Origin of the sequence: Ilumatobacter sp. (assembly GCF_039969435.1) — a bacterium.
Taxonomy (GTDB): Bacteria; Actinomycetota; Acidimicrobiia; order Acidimicrobiales; family Ilumatobacteraceae; genus Ilumatobacter_A.
The window spans coordinates 248821-264793 of the sequence record NZ_JBDVNU010000017.1 but is presented as its reverse complement, the minus strand read 5'-3'; the positions used below and the strand labels follow the sequence as shown (position 1 = coordinate 264793).

Here is a 15973-nt window from a genome sequence, read left to right as displayed (position 1 = left end):
GACCGTCGCTCGTTCCGCGTGCCGCTCAGACCAGTCCTTCGACGATGAGGTAGACGCCGAACACGACGAACGTGATCGCTGCACCGATCTTGACGGTTCGTTCGGGGAGCCGCGCGCCGAGTTGCTGACCGACGACCACCGCCAGGCCGTCGGCTGCGACCATGCCGAGCGTCGAACCGATCCACGTCCCCAGCACACCGTTGTCGGTGGCGAGCGTGACGGTCGCGAGCATCGTCTTGTCGCCGAGCTCGGCGAGGAAGAAGGCCACTGCCACGGTCAGGAACACCGACCGTCCGGCACGGGTTGCTCGTGCTTCGTCGTCGTCGCCGAGTTCGTCGCCGCGCACGGTCCACACGGCGAAGGCGAGGAACGCCGCACCTGCGACGATCGAGATGACGTCGGTGGGCAGTGCCGCACCGACGACCGCACCGACCGCGACGCTGATCAGGTGCACGACGGCGGTGGCGACCGTGATCGCAGCGAGGATCGTCGTTGCTCGGTACCGAGTGGCGAACGTCATCGCCATGAGTTGGCTCTTGTCGCCGAGTTCGGCGACGAAGATGATGCCGAAGCTGATCAGGAATGCGTTCACGGGTTTCCTCCGGGTTGCGTCCGGAGGAAGGTGGGACACCATCGACCGGACATCTGACGATGTCTGGCCGAAGGTCTTGCTCACCCACGATGATGGGCCTGGGGACCGGGGCTCATCACCCAGTGTGTCGATCTCCCAGCGTCGAGCTACTCCCCTTCGCCGAACGCGACCCTACCGCCGGATGCGCCCGAGCAGCAGGGCCCGCGTCACGTCGGGAACGCCCGGTTCGGCTCGACCTATCCTGCGTCGATGACCCGCTACGTGATCGATGCGCCGACACTCCTCGAGCTCGTCGCGCACCCGGTCGACGTGCATCCGGCTCATCGACTCGTTGCTCCGAACCGCGTCCGGTCCGAGGCGATGACCCTGCTGTTGGCTGCTGTGGACCAGGGTGACATCACCGAGAAATTCGCACTCGAGCAGCACGAACGCCTCACCGCCGTCAAGATGCGACTGCTCGGCGACCGGGTGTCCCGTCGCACGGCGTGGAAGATCGCTCGCGAGCACGGCTGGGACACGATCTTCGACGCCGAGTACATCGCCGTCTGCACGCTGCAAGCCGACGCACTGATCACGACCGACGGGGACCTCGCTCTGAAGGCCACGGGCCTCGTGCCGCTCGCACCGTTCGACGCCTTGTTCTCCGAGTAGTCGCTCCGTCCAGCGACCGCGAACACCTGCGGGCACCGCGGACGACTCCGTACGGCGGCCCTGGTCGACGAACTCTCACGATGCGTCCACGAACGATCGCGGACGCATCAGCGGAGGTGGACGGGAATCGAACCCGCCGGATGGGGATCGCCCATCCCAACCGCTTTGAAGGCGGCGGAGCCCACCAGGTACCCAGACACCTCCCGGTAGTGCGTGAGGGACCCTATCCACGCCGAGGCGTCCGTCGAGTCGTGTGCGTCCGATGGAGTGCCCGCGACGTCCGGCGCGCGCCGGACGGCACCCCTTGCGTCCGCGTCGCCGTGGTACTACGTTGCCCGGTGCCGACTCCCTCCTGAGTCCACGTCCGGTCCACCGGCACGTCCCACTTGGGAGCAACATGATCACCCTCTGTCACGCCGCCAAGGGCGGGAGCGGCTCCACGCTCGTCGCCTGCCTGCGTGCGATCGAATCCCCCGGCCCCGTCCTGCTGGTCGACCTCGAAGGCGACATCCCCGGCATGCTCGGTCTCGCCGATCCCGAGCGACCCGGAATCGTCGAGTGGCTCACGAGTCGAGCACCGAGCGCACACCTCGACGACCTGTTGATCGACGTCACCCCGAATGCCGTCCTGTTGCCCGCCCACGGGGTGGCCGGTTCGGTGACGCGGCGATCCGCCATCGCCACCGCACCCGCCGAACGCTGGGACGAGGTCGTCGACTGGTTCACCGAGTGGGCACACGACACGGGCGGCGCGATCGTCGTCGACGCCGGCACCACACCACTCCCGACGTCGTTCGTCGAGCAGTGCCCCAACCGCTGGCTGGTCACGCGCGCGTGCTACCTGGCACTGCGTCGAGCGACCCGACTCGCCGTCCCGCCGACCGGCATCGTGTTGATCGAGGAGCCGGGCCGTGCGCTGCAGCACCGCGACATCGAGGCGTCGGTCCGGGCACCGATCATCGCCACCATCCCCTGGGACATCCGCGTCGCCCGATCCGTCGATGCCGGCCTCCTCGGCCAGCGACGCCTCCCACGGTCGATCAACCGCAGCCTCAGCAGGGTCGCGGCATGATCCTCGCAACGAGGGATCTCGACATCTCCGACGAGCCCGCCAGGCGACTGCTCGACGAAGTCTGCGACGCGGTGCGCGACTCGGCGGGCGACCTGGGCGAACTGGTCGAGGGTGCCGTCCGTCGGATCGCGCCGCTCGCCACGGCGACGGAACGCACGACCCTGCGCGACGCTGCGATCGCACAGATGGCGGGGCTCGGCGAACTCGATGCCTTCCTGACCGACCCCGACGTCGACGAAGTGCTGGTGAACGGCGACGCCGTGTGGATCGACCGCAACGGGCGGGTGGAGCCGGCAGGACGTCTGACGGGCACGAACGTCGAGCAGGTGATCGAGCGGATCCTCGCTCCGATCGGTCGTCGTGTCGATCGCACCACCCCGATCGTCGACGCACGACTCGCCGACGGGTCGCGGGTGTGTGCCGTGGTCGCGCCCGTGGCGATGGGCGGAGCCGCGCTGTCGATCCGTCGCTTCGCATCCGAGGTCCGCCCACTCTCCGACTTCACCGACGCGGCAGGCGAACACCTGCTCCACGAGATCGTGGCGGCGCGCTGCAACGTGATCGTGAGTGGTTCGACATCCTCCGGCAAGACCTCCCTCCTGGCGTCGATGATCGACTGCATCGACCAGGCCGACCGCCTGATCGTCCTCGAGGACACGGCCGAGTTGCCGTGTCGGGCCGCTCACCAGGTCCGGTTGGAGGCACGCGCCGCCACATCCGAGGGTCTGTCCGCGGTCACGCTCGGCGACCTCGTGCGGACCGCGCTGCGGCTGCGACCCGACCGTCTCGTGGTCGGCGAGGTCCGCTCCGACGAGTGCCTGGCTCTCGTGCAGGCGATGAACACCGGCCACGACGGATCGTTCTCGACCTGTCATGCGAACGGACCGCTCGATGCACTGCTCCGCCTCGAGTCGCTGGTGCTCCAGGCCGCACCCCAGTGGCCGCTCGACGCCGTGCGCCAGCAACTGGCCCGGTCGATCGACGTCGTCGTGCACGTCGATCGCGTCGACGGCCGGCGCCGCATCTCGTCGATCTCCGAGGTCGTGCCCCCGGACCCCCATGCGTCCTCGACGGTGCCACGGATGCGAACGCTCGGCGAGTCCGAACCGAACGGGTTCGTCGTCCACTCCTCACTCCGGCGGACCCGGCGATGACGCTGCTCGCGGCGTCGCTCGCTGCGCTGGCTGTCGCCCTGGTCGTCGCGCCGACGCTCCTCGGCCGATCGACGCGACCACCGAATCCGAGCGCACGTCGTCTCACGACGTCCGAGCCCGCGGTCGATCGATGGGCCGATCGGCGACGTCGTCTCGCCAGGAGGTTGCGGCGGCGAGCTCATGTGGTGCAGCCGGTCGCGCTGTCCGCGTGGGCCGACGATCTCGCTCGCGCACTTCGCCACGGGTCGACGTTGCGCGCCGCACTCACCAACACCGTTCCGACCGATGCGGTCGTCGAGCGTCGCTCTGCATCCCTCCGTCACTGGCTCGAGCGGGGATCGACCGTCGCCGAGGCGTGCGACGAATGGTCGATCGACCTCGCTGCGGCGGCGACGGGCAGGGGGAGACCGACGGGCCAGCGCATCGAACTCCTCGTGACCATGTCCGCCGTCCTCGCGGCTGCGGGGTCACTGGGCGGAGCGGCCGCCGCACCTCTCGATCGGTTCGCCGTGACCATGCGGCAGCGGGCATCGGACGACCTCGAACGCGGCGCACAGAGCGCCCAGGCCCAGATGTCGGCCAAGGTGCTCACCTCGGTGCCGCTGGCCGTGCTGGCACTGCTGTTGCTCACCGACGACGGCGTGCGCGGGGTGATCACCTCGGCGACGGGCGGCGTCGTCGTGACGTTCGGGCTCACGCTCAACGCACTCGGTGCCGTGTGGATGAACCACATCGTCGGCAGCCGAACGGCCGGCCGATGATGACCGCCGCCGCGCTGTCGTCGTTCGCGGTCCTGATGATCCTCGCCAGCGCCGGACGGCCGGGAACTCGGTCTCCCGGCAGCGTCGCAGGGCGGGCGCGGCGACGTCGTGCGTCGTCGGCGTGGCGACATCGACGGACGCTCTCGCTCGCGTTCGGCGCCGTCGCCTCGGCGATCGTTCTCGGGTCGGCGGTCACCATGGCAGCGGGCATCGGCCTCGTCGTGTGGCCCCGGGTGGTCCGCATCAGCCGGCAGCGCCGCCGACGAGCGGCGATCGAGGCGGCGCTCCCCGACGCCATCGAGATGCTGATCCTCGTCGTGAGGGCGGGCATGACCCCGCACCAAGCGGTGTCGATGTTGACCGAATGCGCACCGCTGCCGATCCGGCCGGCCTTCGTCGAAGTCGACCGTCGTCGCGCACGCGGCGCCACCCTCGCCGACTCGCTGCGAGCGCTCCCCGAGTTCGTGGGGTCAGCTGCGAACGTCGTGGCCGACACGCTCACCATGTCGGAGCGATATGGCACGCCGATCGGCGATGCACTCGAACAGCTCTCGGTCGACGTCCGCGAACGCCGTGCGCGCCACGCCGAAGAGCAGGCGCGCAAGCTGCCCATCCGCATGTCGTTCCCACTCGTGATCTGCACGCTGCCGTCGTTCGTCCTGATCGCGATCGTGCCGGCCGTGCTCGGCGCACTGTCGTCGATCGACACGACCGGCTTCTGACGGCGCCGCACCTCCTCGGCCGTCACCGGCCCGACTCGACACTTCGTCCCCGACCCGTCGGCGGAACCCACTCCGTCGTGACTTCATCGAAGGAACCACCATGCTCGACTCCACTCCCATCCTGATGCTCGCCATCTCCGTCCACCAGGCCGGCGATGCCGTCCGACACCGTCTCGCCGATGCCGTCGCCCACGTCATCGCCGACCGGCACAGCGCACTGAGTGCCGACCGGGGCCAGGCCACCACCGAGTACGCACTCGTGCTGCTCGCTGCCGCACTCGTCGCACTGCTGGTGATCGCGTGGGCGACTGCGGGAGGCGGTGCGGCCAGGGTCAGCCGACTGTTCAACAGCGTCATCGACTCCGTGATCGACAAGGTCTGACGTGACCCGGGATCGACGCGCCGACCGGCCGGCCGAACGACACCGCTCGAGTGACGACGCGGGACAGGCAGCCGTCGAGTTCGCCGTCGCGCTGCCGTTGATCGTGGTCGCGATGCTCGCCATCGCTCAGGTCGGCGTGTCGATCCGCCACGAGATCGCCGTCGAACTGGCGGCTCGCGAAGGAGCTCGTGCCGCAGCCGTGTCCGCCGACTCGGCAGGTTCGGCATCGGCGGCGGCACGGCGCGCGGTCGCACTTCCGATGGAGGTGACGGTCTCCTCCGACGGCAACGCCGTATCGGTCACCGTCACCTACGTGGACCCGACCGACATCGCCATCATCGGTGCCGCCATCGGCCCGGTCACCCACACTGCGACCGCGACCATGGCCATCGAGCCACCGTGAGTCGAGCCCCCACGTCCTCTTCGAGCGTTCCCGGGGGCTTCCTCGCCCGGATTCCCGCGATCGGTCGCAGGAGTTTGCAGATCGCCGGGCGTGGGGCAGCATCGAGCCGTGCGAACGATCTGGGTGCTGGGTGACCAACTGAACCGACAGATCGGGGCCCTGGCCGACGCCGACAGGACGACCGATCGGATCCTGCTGATCGAGTCGACCGCGAAGACCACGTCGAAACGGTGGCATCGCCAACGGGCCCACTTCGTCATCGCCTCGATGCGCCGTTTCGCCGCCGAACTCGCCGAGGCCGGCTTCGAGGTGGACCACCGACGGGCGTCGTCGTTGCGCGCAGGCTTCCACGAGCACGTGGACGAGTTCGAACCCGACGTCGTGCGCGCCACCGAGCCCGCGAGTTGGGACGGCCTCGAGATGCTGCGCGACCTCGACGTCGAGGTCGTCCGGTCGAACCAGTTCCTGTGCCACTACGACGAATTCGCCGCCTGGGCGAACAGCCGGAAGAGCTTCAAGATGGAGGACTTCTACCGCCACCAGCGCACGCGTCTCGGCTATCTGATGGAGCCCGACGGTGAGCCGACGGGTGGCCGTTGGAACTTCGACGACGAGAACCGCGAACCGCCCCCGAAGGGTGACGCCGATCCGTGGGCCGACCCGCAGACCTCGCAGCTCGACGACATCGACCGGGAGGTGATGGCCGACCTCGAAGCGGCGGCGAGCGACCACGGCGGCGAACTGTGGGGTGCCGAACCCGACGGCACGTGGGCGACGTCGCGGCGCGCTGCGTTGAGCCGGTTGCGCCACTTCGTCGACGACGTCCTCCCGCAGTTCGGGCCGCACGAGGACGCGATGGTCGAGCGGTCGTGGCATCTCGCTCACTCGGTGCTCTCGCCGTACATGAACATCGGTCTGCTGCTTCCGGGCGAGGTGTGCGACGCCGTGCAGGACGCGTACGACCGTGGCGGTGTGGCGATCAACTCGGCGGAAGGATTCATCCGCCAGGTGATCGGCTGGCGCGAGTACGTGTGGGGCGTCTACTGGCTGTGGATGCCGGACTACCGCTCCGCCAACGTGCTCAGCGCCGACCGGCCGATCCCGCCGGCGTTCACCGGCGCGGCGAGCACGGAGATGAACTGTGTCGGCACGTGCATCTCGACGCTGCATGACAAGGCCTACAACCATCACATCCAGCGCCTCATGGTGCTCGGCAACCTGTCGATGCTGCACGGCGTCGACCCGTGGGCCCTGACCGACTGGATGTGGTCGAGCTTCGTCGACGGCGCCGAGTGGGTGATGTTGCCGAATGTGATCGGCATGAGCCAGTGGGCCGATGGAGGCCGGATGGCGACCAAGCCGTACGCGGCCGGCGGCAACTACATCGACAAGATGAGCGACTACTGCGCGGGGTGCCGCTTCGACCGCAAGAAGCGGACGGGCGACGACGCGTGCCCGTTCACCACCCTCTACTGGGACTTCCTCGCCCGCCACCACGATCGCCTCGTGAAGAACCCACGGATCGCACGCCAGGTCCGCGCATCGGAACGGCTGTCCGATCTCCCTGCGGTGCGCGAGCGGGCCGTCGAGGTGCGGCGCATGCTCGACGCCGGCGAGTTGTAGTCCGGTCGTCCGCCTCCGTTCGAGGACCGCTGCCGGGCTCCGGCGTGCCGCCCGTCGGGTTGTCCGGCAAGCTCTCGAGGTGAGCCAACCGACCGACGCCTCCGCGAACCCCGACCAGCCTCTCTTCCACGCTGCGATGCCCGACGACTGGGCCGCCGCGTTCCAGTCGGGCGAGTACACGATGTCGACCCGTGGCACGACCCTCGACGAGGTCGGCTTCATCCACCTCTCGACCCGTGCGCAGGTCGAAGCGACGGCGAACCGGTTCTACGCCGACGTGGATCAGCTCGTGCTCCTCACGGTGGACCCGACGAAGGTCGGCTCGAGGATCGAGTGGGAGCCGCCGACGCCCGCCGGCGACGAACTCTTCCCGCACCTCTACGGCCCGCTGCCCATCGCCGCCGTGGTTGCGGCGACCTTCTGGCTCCGCACGATCGACGAGACGGGCGCAGGCTGGTCCCTGGACGCCCTCTGAGAACGCACCCGGCCCCAGTCGGTCCGATCCATTCAGAACCAGAAAGACCAACTCACCAGAACATCGTGCCGACGGCGCCCTTGTAGGGGCCGGTGACGTTGTTCGTGATCCAGCCGCCGTAGAAGCTGCCGTCGTTCGGGTCGACGCGCTCGTCGTCGACCCAGCACTCGTCGAGCGCCTGTGCGTAGAACGCCCAGTGGTCCCGGATCGGTTCGAACGCCGGTGTGGGCTGCGGGTAGGTCCAGCAGGATTCGCGGGCGGTGGACCCGTCCACGACCACGTCGGCGTAGCTCGCCGCGCCCTTCCATTCGCAGCCCGACGTGCGCGCCGCGGGCGCGAGCCGGTCAAGCGCGACGAACTCCGCTGCGACGTAGTACGCCGGCGCCTGGCTCGTCTCCAGCACCCGCACGGCGTGTGGGGCGTCGACGATCGTCTCGCCCCGATGGACGACCCGGATGCGCCAGTCGACGCGCTCGACCGACGGGGGCCGCGGGAAGTCCCACACCGACTCGACCGGCTTCCCGTTCTGCGCCGTCGCCCCGCGACCGCCGGCCGCCGCCAACTCCTTCTCGCCGCGCTTCGCTCCGAGGCCCATCAGTCCCTCATCCCGTCGTACTCGGCCGCCTCGGGGCGGCGCTGGTCCTTCGACCGTCGATCTGCGGCCTTCTCGCGCGCCTTCTGTTCCTTCTCCAACGCTTCCTCCTCGACGATCAACGCTTCGAGCGCGGTGAGCCTCACGGGGTCGAGTTCACCGTCGGCGATCGCCCGCTGCACCGCGCACCCCGGTTCCCGGTCGTGCTTGCAGTCGCGGAACCGACACCCGTCGACCAGATCGAACACGTCGGCGAACGCCCGCTCGATCCCGTTGCCCGACAACCACAGCGAGACCGCCCGCACGCCCGGCGTGTCGATCAGCCACCCCTCGCCGAGCATCGGGACGAGTTCGGCGGCGACCGTGGTGTGACGCCCCCGCTGGTCGCCCTCGCGCACCGCCGACGTGGCGAGCAACTGATTGCCCACGAGTCCGTTCACGAGTGTGGACTTGCCGACCCCCGAGGCCCCGAGGAACGCCAGCGTGCGGTTCCCGACGGCGTAGTCGCGGATCGCGTCGATCCCGTCCCCGGTGATGCCGCTCGCCAACAGGACCGGCACGCCGAGCGCAACGGCAGCGAGCGCAGCGCGCATCGGCTCGGGGTCGGCGACCAGGTCGGTCTTGGTCAGCACGACGACCGGGTCGGCGCCCGAGTCGAACGCCAACACGAGCTCTCGCTCGAGACGGCGCGGGCTCGGCGGAGAACCCAGGGCGTGGACGAGGAACACGACGTCGATGTTCGCCGCGAGCGTGTGCGACACCGCTCGCATCCCGTCGAACGACGCCCGCCGCGTGAAGCCGGACGTGCGGTCCAGGACGTGTTCGACGCGTTCACCGTCCTCGCTCGGCACGATCCAGTCGCCCACGGCCACGTCGGCACCGATGTTGCGCAGCCGCACCGGTTCGTCGTCACCCGTCGCCTGTGTCAGCGTGCGTGCCGCCGTCGACCATCCGCGGTCGAGGCGCGTCACCCGGGCCGGTGCGCCCGGTCGGTCGAGCGCGGTCCACGCCTCGTCGAACGCGTCGGACCACCCGAGGCGCTGCAACGTTGCTCGTTCCTCCGTCATCTGTCGACGACGGTACCCCCGGTGGACGAGCAGCCGCCGACCGGTTTCGGTGGCGAGTGTCAGACGACGACGTCGCCGTAGGCCGTGACGACCAGTCCCCCGTCGCGCTCGGCGTACGTGGCCACGACGCCACGCCCGACGGAGAGCGGGCCGTCTCCCACCAGCGTCCACAGTTGGTCGCCGTCGAGGTCGAGCCCGACCCGCTCGGTCCCGACCGTGGCCGACCGCTTGACGACCACACCGTTCCCGACCAACTGGAGGGTGTCGATCGCTCCGGGCACCATGTCGACCGACGTGATCTCCTGCCCGGTCGACCCGTCGATCACCCGCTGCTCGCCGCCGCCCTCCGTGGCCATGACGATCGTCGCCCCCCGGTCGGTCGATCGGAACGAGATCGGTGTGCCGGATGCGCGCCACCGGATGTCGACGTCACCGTCGTCCAGCAGGTCCGCTCCGAATGCGTCGCCGCCTCCGAGCAGGACGACGGCGTCGTCGCCGATCGGCACCAACTCCGTGAATGCCACCGGACCGTCACCGGGGTCGGCGCCGACGATCTCCGCGCGGCGTGGCGTTCCGTCGTCGCCACGGACGTGCAGATCGCCGTCGACGATCACGACGAGGCGTCCGTCGACGACGCTCGCCGGAGCATCCTCGACCGCCGGTCCGTCGACCGGCAGTTCACCGACCGGGACCGGCGGGCTCCACCCGTCCCGGAGGTCCAGGCGTGACACGTCACGGCCGTTGCGGAAGAACATCGCGCCGCGGGAGTCGACGGCGAACGGTCGGCCGTCGGGACGGCCGACCTCGGCTCCCGTCACCGGGTCGATGAAACCCAGCGGCGGGAAGTCCGCACTCGAATCACGTGCGACGAGCGACGTTCCGGGCACGACCGAGTGGGACACCGAACCGTCGGTCTCGTCGGCCCACAGCACATCGCCGGTCGCTGCGGCCAGACCGAGCAGGGACTGCTCGGTGGACGAGCGACGTTGCATCACGACGACGCCGTCGAACGCCGCGACGACGGTGAGATCTCGTGCCGACGACTCGAACCTCGATCGCCAGAGCTCCGACCCGTCGTCGGTGTCGAGCGCGACCACCACCGACGCCATCTCGCCCGCGTCGACCGATCGGTCGTCGAACACGCCGATCACCGACCCGTCGTCGAGCACCGTCAGATCGGTCCCGCTGGGCACGTCGACGTCGACCACCTCGGTGCTCCACCGTTCGTCGAGTCGAGCCGGGAGACGACGACGGTCGGCACCTGCGAACGGTTCGTCGACGAGCGGATCCACCAGTGCACCCGACGCCACCACCACGTCGCCCACGCCGTCGAAGTTCGGATAGATCCACTCGTCCGAGAGACCCGTCGTGACGTCGCCGTCGAGCCCGTCGGGTCGGACCGCACGGACCACGACCAACACAGCGACGACAGCGGCGACAGCGGCGACCATCGCGGCCACGGCGATCCGGCGTCGGTTCGGTCGTCTCGCGAACGCGACGACCTCGCCGTCGACCGTCACGTGCCGCACCGGCGACTCGACACCCGACACCGCCGGGACGGTGCGTGCGACGACCTCCGAGTCGGCCACATCGAGCCTCGGAGCCACCGTGGGCGAGAACGTCGCGCCGGACCCGGCGCTCCACGGACTGGGCGTCGACTCGTCGGCCGGTGAGATCGACCGAACCTCGCGACGATCGCCGATCGGCGCGACCGGCGTCGCAGCTGCGTCGTCCGGTCGCCAGATCTCGTCGTTCGGCGTCACCGCCGCGACCCTACGCAAGACGGGTCGACGCGTCGTCGCGACCCGCTCGGGCCTCGACGTCCAGCGCGCCGACGCGTGCGGAATCCACCGCCCGACAGGCACACTGCCCGAGAGTTGCGTCGCGACCAACTCGCCGAACGTCCCGCGATCACACAGCGAAAGTCCCCGATGTCAAAGCCCCTCGTCGTCGTCGAGTCACCCGCCAAGGCGAAAACACTCACCAAGTTGCTCGGCAGCGACTACGACGTGCGCGCATCGGTGGGTCACGTGTCGGACCTGCCTTCCAAAGGTCTCAACATCGACACCGAGAACGGTTTCAAGCCGACCTACGAGCTGACCGAGCGAGGCAAGACGGTCATCAAGGAACTCAAGGCAGCACTGAAGGACGCCTCCGAGCTCTATCTCGCGACGGACGAGGATCGCGAAGGTGAAGCCATCTCGTGGCACCTGCTGGAGTACCTGAAGCCGAAGGTCCCGGTGAAGCGGATGGTGTTCCACGAGATCACCAAGACCGCGATCGACCACGCCGTGGCGAACCCGCGCGGGATCGACTACGGCATGGTCGACGCCGCCGAGACCCGCCGCATCCTCGACCGTCTCTACGGGTACGAGGTCAGCCCCGTCCTGTGGCGCCGCGTCAACCGCGGCCTGTCGGCAGGGCGCGTGCAATCTCCGACGGTGCGTCTGATCGTGCAGCGCGAACGCGAACGCATCGCCTACGTCACCGCCGACTACTGGGACATCGACGTCGTCACGGCGAGCAGCCCGTCGTTCGACGCGAAGCTGCTGTCGGTCGCCGGTGACCGCGTCGCATCGGGCAAGGACTTCGACGAGCGAGGTGTCGCCAGACAGAACGTCACGGTGCTGGACGAAGCGCGGGCACGCGGGCTGGCCGACAGCCTCGACGGCTCCACCTTCACGGTGTCGTCGGTGGAGGAGAAGCCGTACCGGTCGTCGCCGAAGGCACCGTTCATGACCTCGACGCTGCAACAGGAAGGCGGCCGCAAGTTGCGGTTGTCGGCATCGCAGGTGATGCGCGTCGCGCAGGGTCTGTACGAACGCGGCTTCATCACCTACATGCGTACCGACGACGTCATCCTGTCCGACGAAGCGATGAACGCCGTGCGCAGCGCGATCACCAGCGAGTACGGCGCGAACTATCTGAACGCGGCGCCGAAGCAGTACAAGAAGAAGTCGAAGGGCCAGGACGCCCACGAGGCGATCCGTCCGACCACGCCGTTCCGATCGCCCGACTCGCTGTCGACCGAATTGAACAGCCAGGAACTCGCGCTGTACCGGATGATCTGGCAACGGACGCTCGCATCGCAGATGGCCGACGCCACCGGCGTCACCGTCAGCGTGCGGATGACGGCGCCCGCGACCGACCGCACGACCGGCGAGATCGTCGAGTGCGAGTTCGCAGCGTCGGGCACCACGATCACGTTCCCCGGGTACCGCGCCGTGTACGTCGCGTCCAAGGAGGAGCGTGGCGACGATGCCGCCGACTCCGAAGCGCTGCTGCCGCCGCTGACCGTCGGCGACGTCGTGCCGACCGAGTCGATCACGCCGGTCGGCCACGCCACCTCTCCACCGGCGCGTTACACCGAGGCGTCGCTCGTGAAGAAGTTGGAGGAACTGCGGATCGGGCGTCCGTCGACGTGGGCGTCGATCATCCAGACCGTGCAGGACCGCGGGTACGTGTGGAAGAAGGGCCAGGCGCTGGTTCCCACGTGGACCGCCTTCGCCGTGATCCGGCTGCTCGAGGAGCACTTCGAAGCGCTCGTCGACTACGACTTCACCGCATCCACCGAGGAGGACCTCGACGAGATCTCCCGTGGTGAACGCCAGAAGGCCGACTGGCTGACGCGCTTCTACTTCGGCAAGACCGACGACCAGGACATCCCGGCGATCACCGCCGAGGCGGGCGGCGACGCCGACGATGCGCTCGTCGGTCTCAAGCGTCTGGTGGAGGAGAACCTCGACCACATCGACGCTGCGGAGATCAACACGTTCCCGTTGGGCAACGACGAGAACGGCGAACTGATCGTCGTCAAGCCCGGCCGCTACGGCCCCTACGTCAAGCGTGGGGAGGACACGGCAGGACTCCCCGACAACCTCGCACCCGACGAGCTCACGGTCGAGAAGGCCATCGAGTTGCTCGCTGCACCCAAGGGCGACGAACCGATCGGCGAACTCGACGGCTTGCCGGTCTACGCGAAGAACGGCCGCTACGGCCCCTACGTGCAGTGGGGTGACCACGACAACCTGCCTCCCGGCATGGAGAAGCCGAAGATGTCGAGCCTGCTCTCGAGCATGGTCTTCGAGACGATCACCATGGCCGACGCCGAGAAGTTGCTGTCGCTCCCCCGCCACGTCGGTGACGACCCGGCCGACGGGGTGGAGATCCATGCCGACAACGGTCGGTACGGGCCCTACGTCCGCAAGGACAAGGACTACCGGAACATCGATTCCGAGGAGCAGATCTTCGCGATCACCCTCGACGAAGCCGCGAAGATCTTCAGCGAGCCCAAGGTGTACAAGCGCGGCGGACGCCAACCCGCCAAGCCGCTACGCGAGTTCGCCGACGACCCCGTGAGCGAGCGGCCGGTCGTGGCCAAGGAAGGCCGGTTCGGCATCTACATCACCGACGGCGAGACCAACGCGTCGCTCGGCAAGGGCGACCGGTTGGAGGAGATCACGCCCGAGCGAGCGTTCGAGCTGCTGGCGATCCGACGTGAGACGATCATCGCCAAGGGTGGCGCCGGTGCCAAGAAGGCCAAGGCGACCAAGAAGAAGGCCGCCTCCAGGAAGAAGTCGGCCACCAAGAAAACCGCCACGAAGACCACCGCAGCCAAGAAGACCGCTGCGAAGAAGACGGCGACGAAGAAGACGGCTGCCGTCACCGAGAAGCCTGCGGTCGAGATCACCGACCTCAACGAGGACTGATCCCGCACTCAGGCGAAATTTGTCGATCGGAACTCGCTCAGCTTGCTCGGATGCACAAGTTCTGGATGACCGAGGTGGTGGGACCTGGCTCGCTCGATCCTCACTAGCCTCGTGAGCGTGACGTCGGCCAGGTACATCGCGTTCGAGGGAGCCGAAGGCTGCGGCAAGTCGACCCAGGCGGCCCACTACGCCGAATCGGTCGGCGCCGTGCTCACCCGGGAGACGGGTGGGACCGACATCGGCGCCAGGCTGCGCGGGATCCTCCACGACACCTCGATCGAGAACCTGTCGGCGCGATCCGAGGCGCTGATCACCGCCGCCGATCGGGCGCAGCACATGGCCGAGATCGTGCGACCCGCGCTCGACGCCGGCCGGACCGTCGTCAGCGACCGGTCGGTCTACTCGACGCTCGCCTACCAGGGCTACGGCCGCCAGCTGGTCGTCGACGAGGTGCGACGGATCAACGAGTGGGCGACCGACGGCCTGTGGCCCGAGGTGGTGGTGTTCATCGACACGCCCGACGACGTGATCGCCGAACGCATGTCACGGCGCAACCTGGACCGGTTCGAGGCCGCCGGCGACGCCTTCCATCGACGTGTGATCGACGGGTTCCGTGCCATGGCCGCCGCCGACCCCGACCGCTGGATCACCGTGGCTGCGGTCGGCTCGATCGCCGACGTGGCGAAGCAGATCCAGGACGCACTCGACCGACGGGACGTCTCGTCGTGAGTTCGGTCTGGGACGACGTCGTCGGTCAGACCACGGCGATCGAACGGTTGAAGGCAGCGGCCGACAGCGGCCCGGTCCACGCCTACCTGTTCGTCGGCCCGCCTGGTTCCACCAAGTGGCAGGCCGCACGGGCGTTCGCCGCTCGGGTGATCAGCGGCGGCGACGATCCCGCGCAGCGCGACGCCCGCCTCGCACTGTCGGGTGAGCACCCCGACGTCCGCGAGGTCCGCCGGAGCGGGGCGTCGATCTCGGCGGAACAAGCGCGCGAGATCGTGCGCGTGTCCTCGCTCGCGCCGACCGAGAGCAACCGCAAGGTGCTGATCCTCGACGAATTCCACCTGCTGCGGCCCGAGGGTGCGGCGCTGATGCTCAAGACCATCGAGGAGCCGCCGCCCTCGACCATGTTCGTCATCTGCGCCGACTTCGTCCCGCACGAGTTGATCACCATCTCCTCGCGCTGTGCACGTATCGACTTCCGAGCGATCGCGGACGGCGTGATCGCGGCCCGACTGCTGACCGAAGGCGTCGGTCCCGTCGAGGCCCAAGCGGCGTCCAAGGCCGCGCTCGGCGACCTCGACCGTGCCCGGCTGCTCGCCACCGATCCGGGTCTCGCCGAACGACGCAAGGCGTTCCTCGCGGTGTCCACGTCGGTCGACGGGTCGGGCGCGATGGCCATGGGCCTGGCTCGCGAACTCCTCGCGATGATCGACGCCGCCGCCGAGCCGCTGGCCGCCCGTCACGCCGCCGAGGTCGACGAACTCACGGCGCGGATCAAGGAGTCCGGCGAACGAGGCAGCGGGAAGAAGCAGTTGGAGGAGCGCCACAAGCGCGAACTCCGCCGGCACCGAACCGACGAGATCCGAGCCGGACTGGCCACGATGGCCGCGACCTATCGCGACGCGCTGACGGCCGGCGCGGTCGAGGTCGACGCTGCGGTCGGTGCGGTCCGGTCGATCCATGCGGCCCTCGACGCACTGGAACGCAACCCGAACGAACGTCTCCTGCTCGAGCACCTCATCTGGTCGCTCCCTGCGGCCTGAG

Annotated in this window: 15 protein-coding genes, 1 tRNA gene and 1 pseudogene; 12 read left to right on the top strand and 5 right to left on the bottom strand. The window is 68.9% G+C overall.

The features are described 5' to 3' along the window. Positions 1-31 precede the first annotated feature (31 nt). A pseudogene (locus tag ABJK40_RS10220) lies at positions 32-634 on the bottom strand (TMEM165/GDT1 family protein); the annotation flags it as partial. A 207-nt stretch (positions 635-841) separates the two neighbouring features. Between ABJK40_RS10220 and ABJK40_RS10215 the strand changes: the two are divergent. Continuing rightward, positions 842-1243 carry a hypothetical protein gene (locus ABJK40_RS10215; RefSeq protein ID WP_348479100.1) on the top strand — a complete coding sequence of 134 codons (402 nt, stop codon included), beginning with the start codon at positions 842-844 and terminating at the stop codon, positions 1241-1243. A 110-nt stretch (positions 1244-1353) separates the two neighbouring features. Here ABJK40_RS10215 and ABJK40_RS10210 read toward each other — a convergent pair. Next, positions 1354-1447: transfer RNA gene (locus ABJK40_RS10210), tRNA-Sec, on the bottom strand. Positions 1448-1640: 193 nt separating this feature from the next. Here ABJK40_RS10210 and ABJK40_RS10205 point away from each other — a divergent pair. From ABJK40_RS10205 to ABJK40_RS10170, 8 genes are all read left to right on the top strand, one after another. After that, positions 1641-2315 (top strand): hypothetical protein, encoded by a 675-nt coding sequence (locus ABJK40_RS10205; protein ID WP_348479099.1) that lies wholly within the window; start codon positions 1641-1643, stop codon positions 2313-2315. After that, positions 2312-3469, top strand: coding sequence for an ATPase, T2SS/T4P/T4SS family (locus tag ABJK40_RS10200; protein WP_348479098.1), 1158 nt, complete (start codon positions 2312-2314; stop codon positions 3467-3469). Before ABJK40_RS10205 ends, ABJK40_RS10200 begins: the two co-directional genes overlap by 4 nt. Beyond that, complete coding sequence (locus ABJK40_RS10195; protein WP_348479097.1) at positions 3466-4230, top strand: type II secretion system F family protein; 765 nt, start codon at positions 3466-3468, stop codon at positions 4228-4230. Before ABJK40_RS10200 ends, ABJK40_RS10195 begins: the two co-directional genes overlap by 4 nt. Beyond that, a complete protein-coding gene (locus ABJK40_RS10190; protein WP_348479096.1) occupies positions 4227-4952 on the top strand; it encodes a type II secretion system F family protein in 726 nt (241 codons plus the stop codon). The genes ABJK40_RS10195 and ABJK40_RS10190 overlap by 4 nt, the downstream gene beginning before the upstream one ends. A gap of 100 nt (positions 4953-5052) precedes the next feature. Further along, positions 5053-5334 carry a hypothetical protein gene (locus tag ABJK40_RS10185; protein ID WP_348479095.1) on the top strand — a complete coding sequence of 94 codons (282 nt, stop codon included), beginning with the start codon at positions 5053-5055 and terminating at the stop codon, positions 5332-5334. Position 5335: 1 nt separating this feature from the next. After that, positions 5336-5737, top strand: a complete 402-nt coding sequence (locus ABJK40_RS10180; RefSeq protein ID WP_348479094.1) for a TadE/TadG family type IV pilus assembly protein — start codon at positions 5336-5338, stop codon at positions 5735-5737. 108 nt (positions 5738-5845) lie between these two features. Next, a complete protein-coding gene (locus ABJK40_RS10175) occupies positions 5846-7360 on the top strand; it encodes a cryptochrome/photolyase family protein (protein WP_348479093.1) in 1515 nt (504 codons plus the stop codon). 79 nt (positions 7361-7439) lie between these two features. Next, complete coding sequence (locus ABJK40_RS10170; RefSeq protein WP_348479092.1) at positions 7440-7835, top strand: DUF952 domain-containing protein; 396 nt, start codon at positions 7440-7442, stop codon at positions 7833-7835. A gap of 52 nt (positions 7836-7887) precedes the next feature. Here the strand turns inward: ABJK40_RS10170 and ABJK40_RS10165 are convergent, their stop codons facing one another. From ABJK40_RS10165 to ABJK40_RS10155, 3 genes are read right to left on the bottom strand one after another with little or no spacing between them, the layout of a single operon-like run. Beyond that, positions 7888-8430, bottom strand: coding sequence for a DUF427 domain-containing protein (locus ABJK40_RS10165; RefSeq protein ID WP_348479091.1), 543 nt, complete (start codon positions 8428-8430; stop codon positions 7888-7890). After that, on the bottom strand, positions 8430-9494 hold the full coding sequence (gene rsgA / locus ABJK40_RS10160) for a ribosome small subunit-dependent GTPase A (RefSeq protein ID WP_348479090.1): 1065 nt from the start codon (positions 9492-9494) through the stop codon (positions 8430-8432). Before rsgA ends, ABJK40_RS10165 begins: the two co-directional genes overlap by 1 nt. A gap of 59 nt (positions 9495-9553) precedes the next feature. After that, positions 9554-11257 (bottom strand): PQQ-binding-like beta-propeller repeat protein, encoded by a 1704-nt coding sequence (locus ABJK40_RS10155; protein WP_348479089.1) that lies wholly within the window; start codon positions 11255-11257, stop codon positions 9554-9556. Positions 11258-11425: 168 nt separating this feature from the next. On the opposite strand from ABJK40_RS10155, the gene topA reads away from it, so the two are divergent. The 3 genes from topA to ABJK40_RS10140 all read left to right on the top strand — a co-directional run bounded on the left by topA (position 11426) and on the right by ABJK40_RS10140 (position 15972). Continuing rightward, positions 11426-14203, top strand: coding sequence for a type I DNA topoisomerase (gene topA, locus ABJK40_RS10150; RefSeq protein ID WP_348479088.1), 2778 nt, complete (start codon positions 11426-11428; stop codon positions 14201-14203). 117 nt (positions 14204-14320) lie between these two features. Further along, on the top strand, positions 14321-14932 hold the full coding sequence (gene tmk / locus ABJK40_RS10145; protein WP_348479087.1) for a dTMP kinase: 612 nt from the start codon (positions 14321-14323) through the stop codon (positions 14930-14932). Beyond that, positions 14929-15972 (top strand): hypothetical protein, encoded by a 1044-nt coding sequence (locus tag ABJK40_RS10140; protein ID WP_348479086.1) that lies wholly within the window; start codon positions 14929-14931, stop codon positions 15970-15972. Before tmk ends, ABJK40_RS10140 begins: the two co-directional genes overlap by 4 nt. Position 15973 lies beyond the last annotated feature (1 nt).

Bases quoted from the DNA above. Each gene is read 5' to 3' on its own strand.
- ABJK40_RS10215 (WP_348479100.1), top strand. From the start codon at position 842: ATGACCCGCTACGTGATCGATGCGCCGACACTCCTCGAGCTCGTCGCG.
- ABJK40_RS10205 (WP_348479099.1), top strand. From the start codon at position 1,641: ATGATCACCCTCTGTCACGCCGCCAAGGGCGGGAGCGGCTCCACGCTC.
- ABJK40_RS10200 (WP_348479098.1), top strand. From the start codon at position 2,312: ATGATCCTCGCAACGAGGGATCTCGACATCTCCGACGAGCCCGCCAGG.
- ABJK40_RS10195 (WP_348479097.1), top strand. From the start codon at position 3,466: ATGACGCTGCTCGCGGCGTCGCTCGCTGCGCTGGCTGTCGCCCTGGTC.
- ABJK40_RS10190 (WP_348479096.1), top strand. From the start codon at position 4,227: ATGATGACCGCCGCCGCGCTGTCGTCGTTCGCGGTCCTGATGATCCTC.
- ABJK40_RS10185 (WP_348479095.1), top strand. From the start codon at position 5,053: ATGCTCGACTCCACTCCCATCCTGATGCTCGCCATCTCCGTCCACCAG.
- ABJK40_RS10165 (WP_348479091.1), bottom strand. From the start codon at position 8,430: ATGGGCCTCGGAGCGAAGCGCGGCGAGAAGGAGTTGGCGGCGGCCGGC.
- rsgA (WP_348479090.1), bottom strand. From the start codon at position 9,494: ATGACGGAGGAACGAGCAACGTTGCAGCGCCTCGGGTGGTCCGACGCG.
- topA (WP_348479088.1), top strand. From the start codon at position 11,426: ATGTCAAAGCCCCTCGTCGTCGTCGAGTCACCCGCCAAGGCGAAAACA.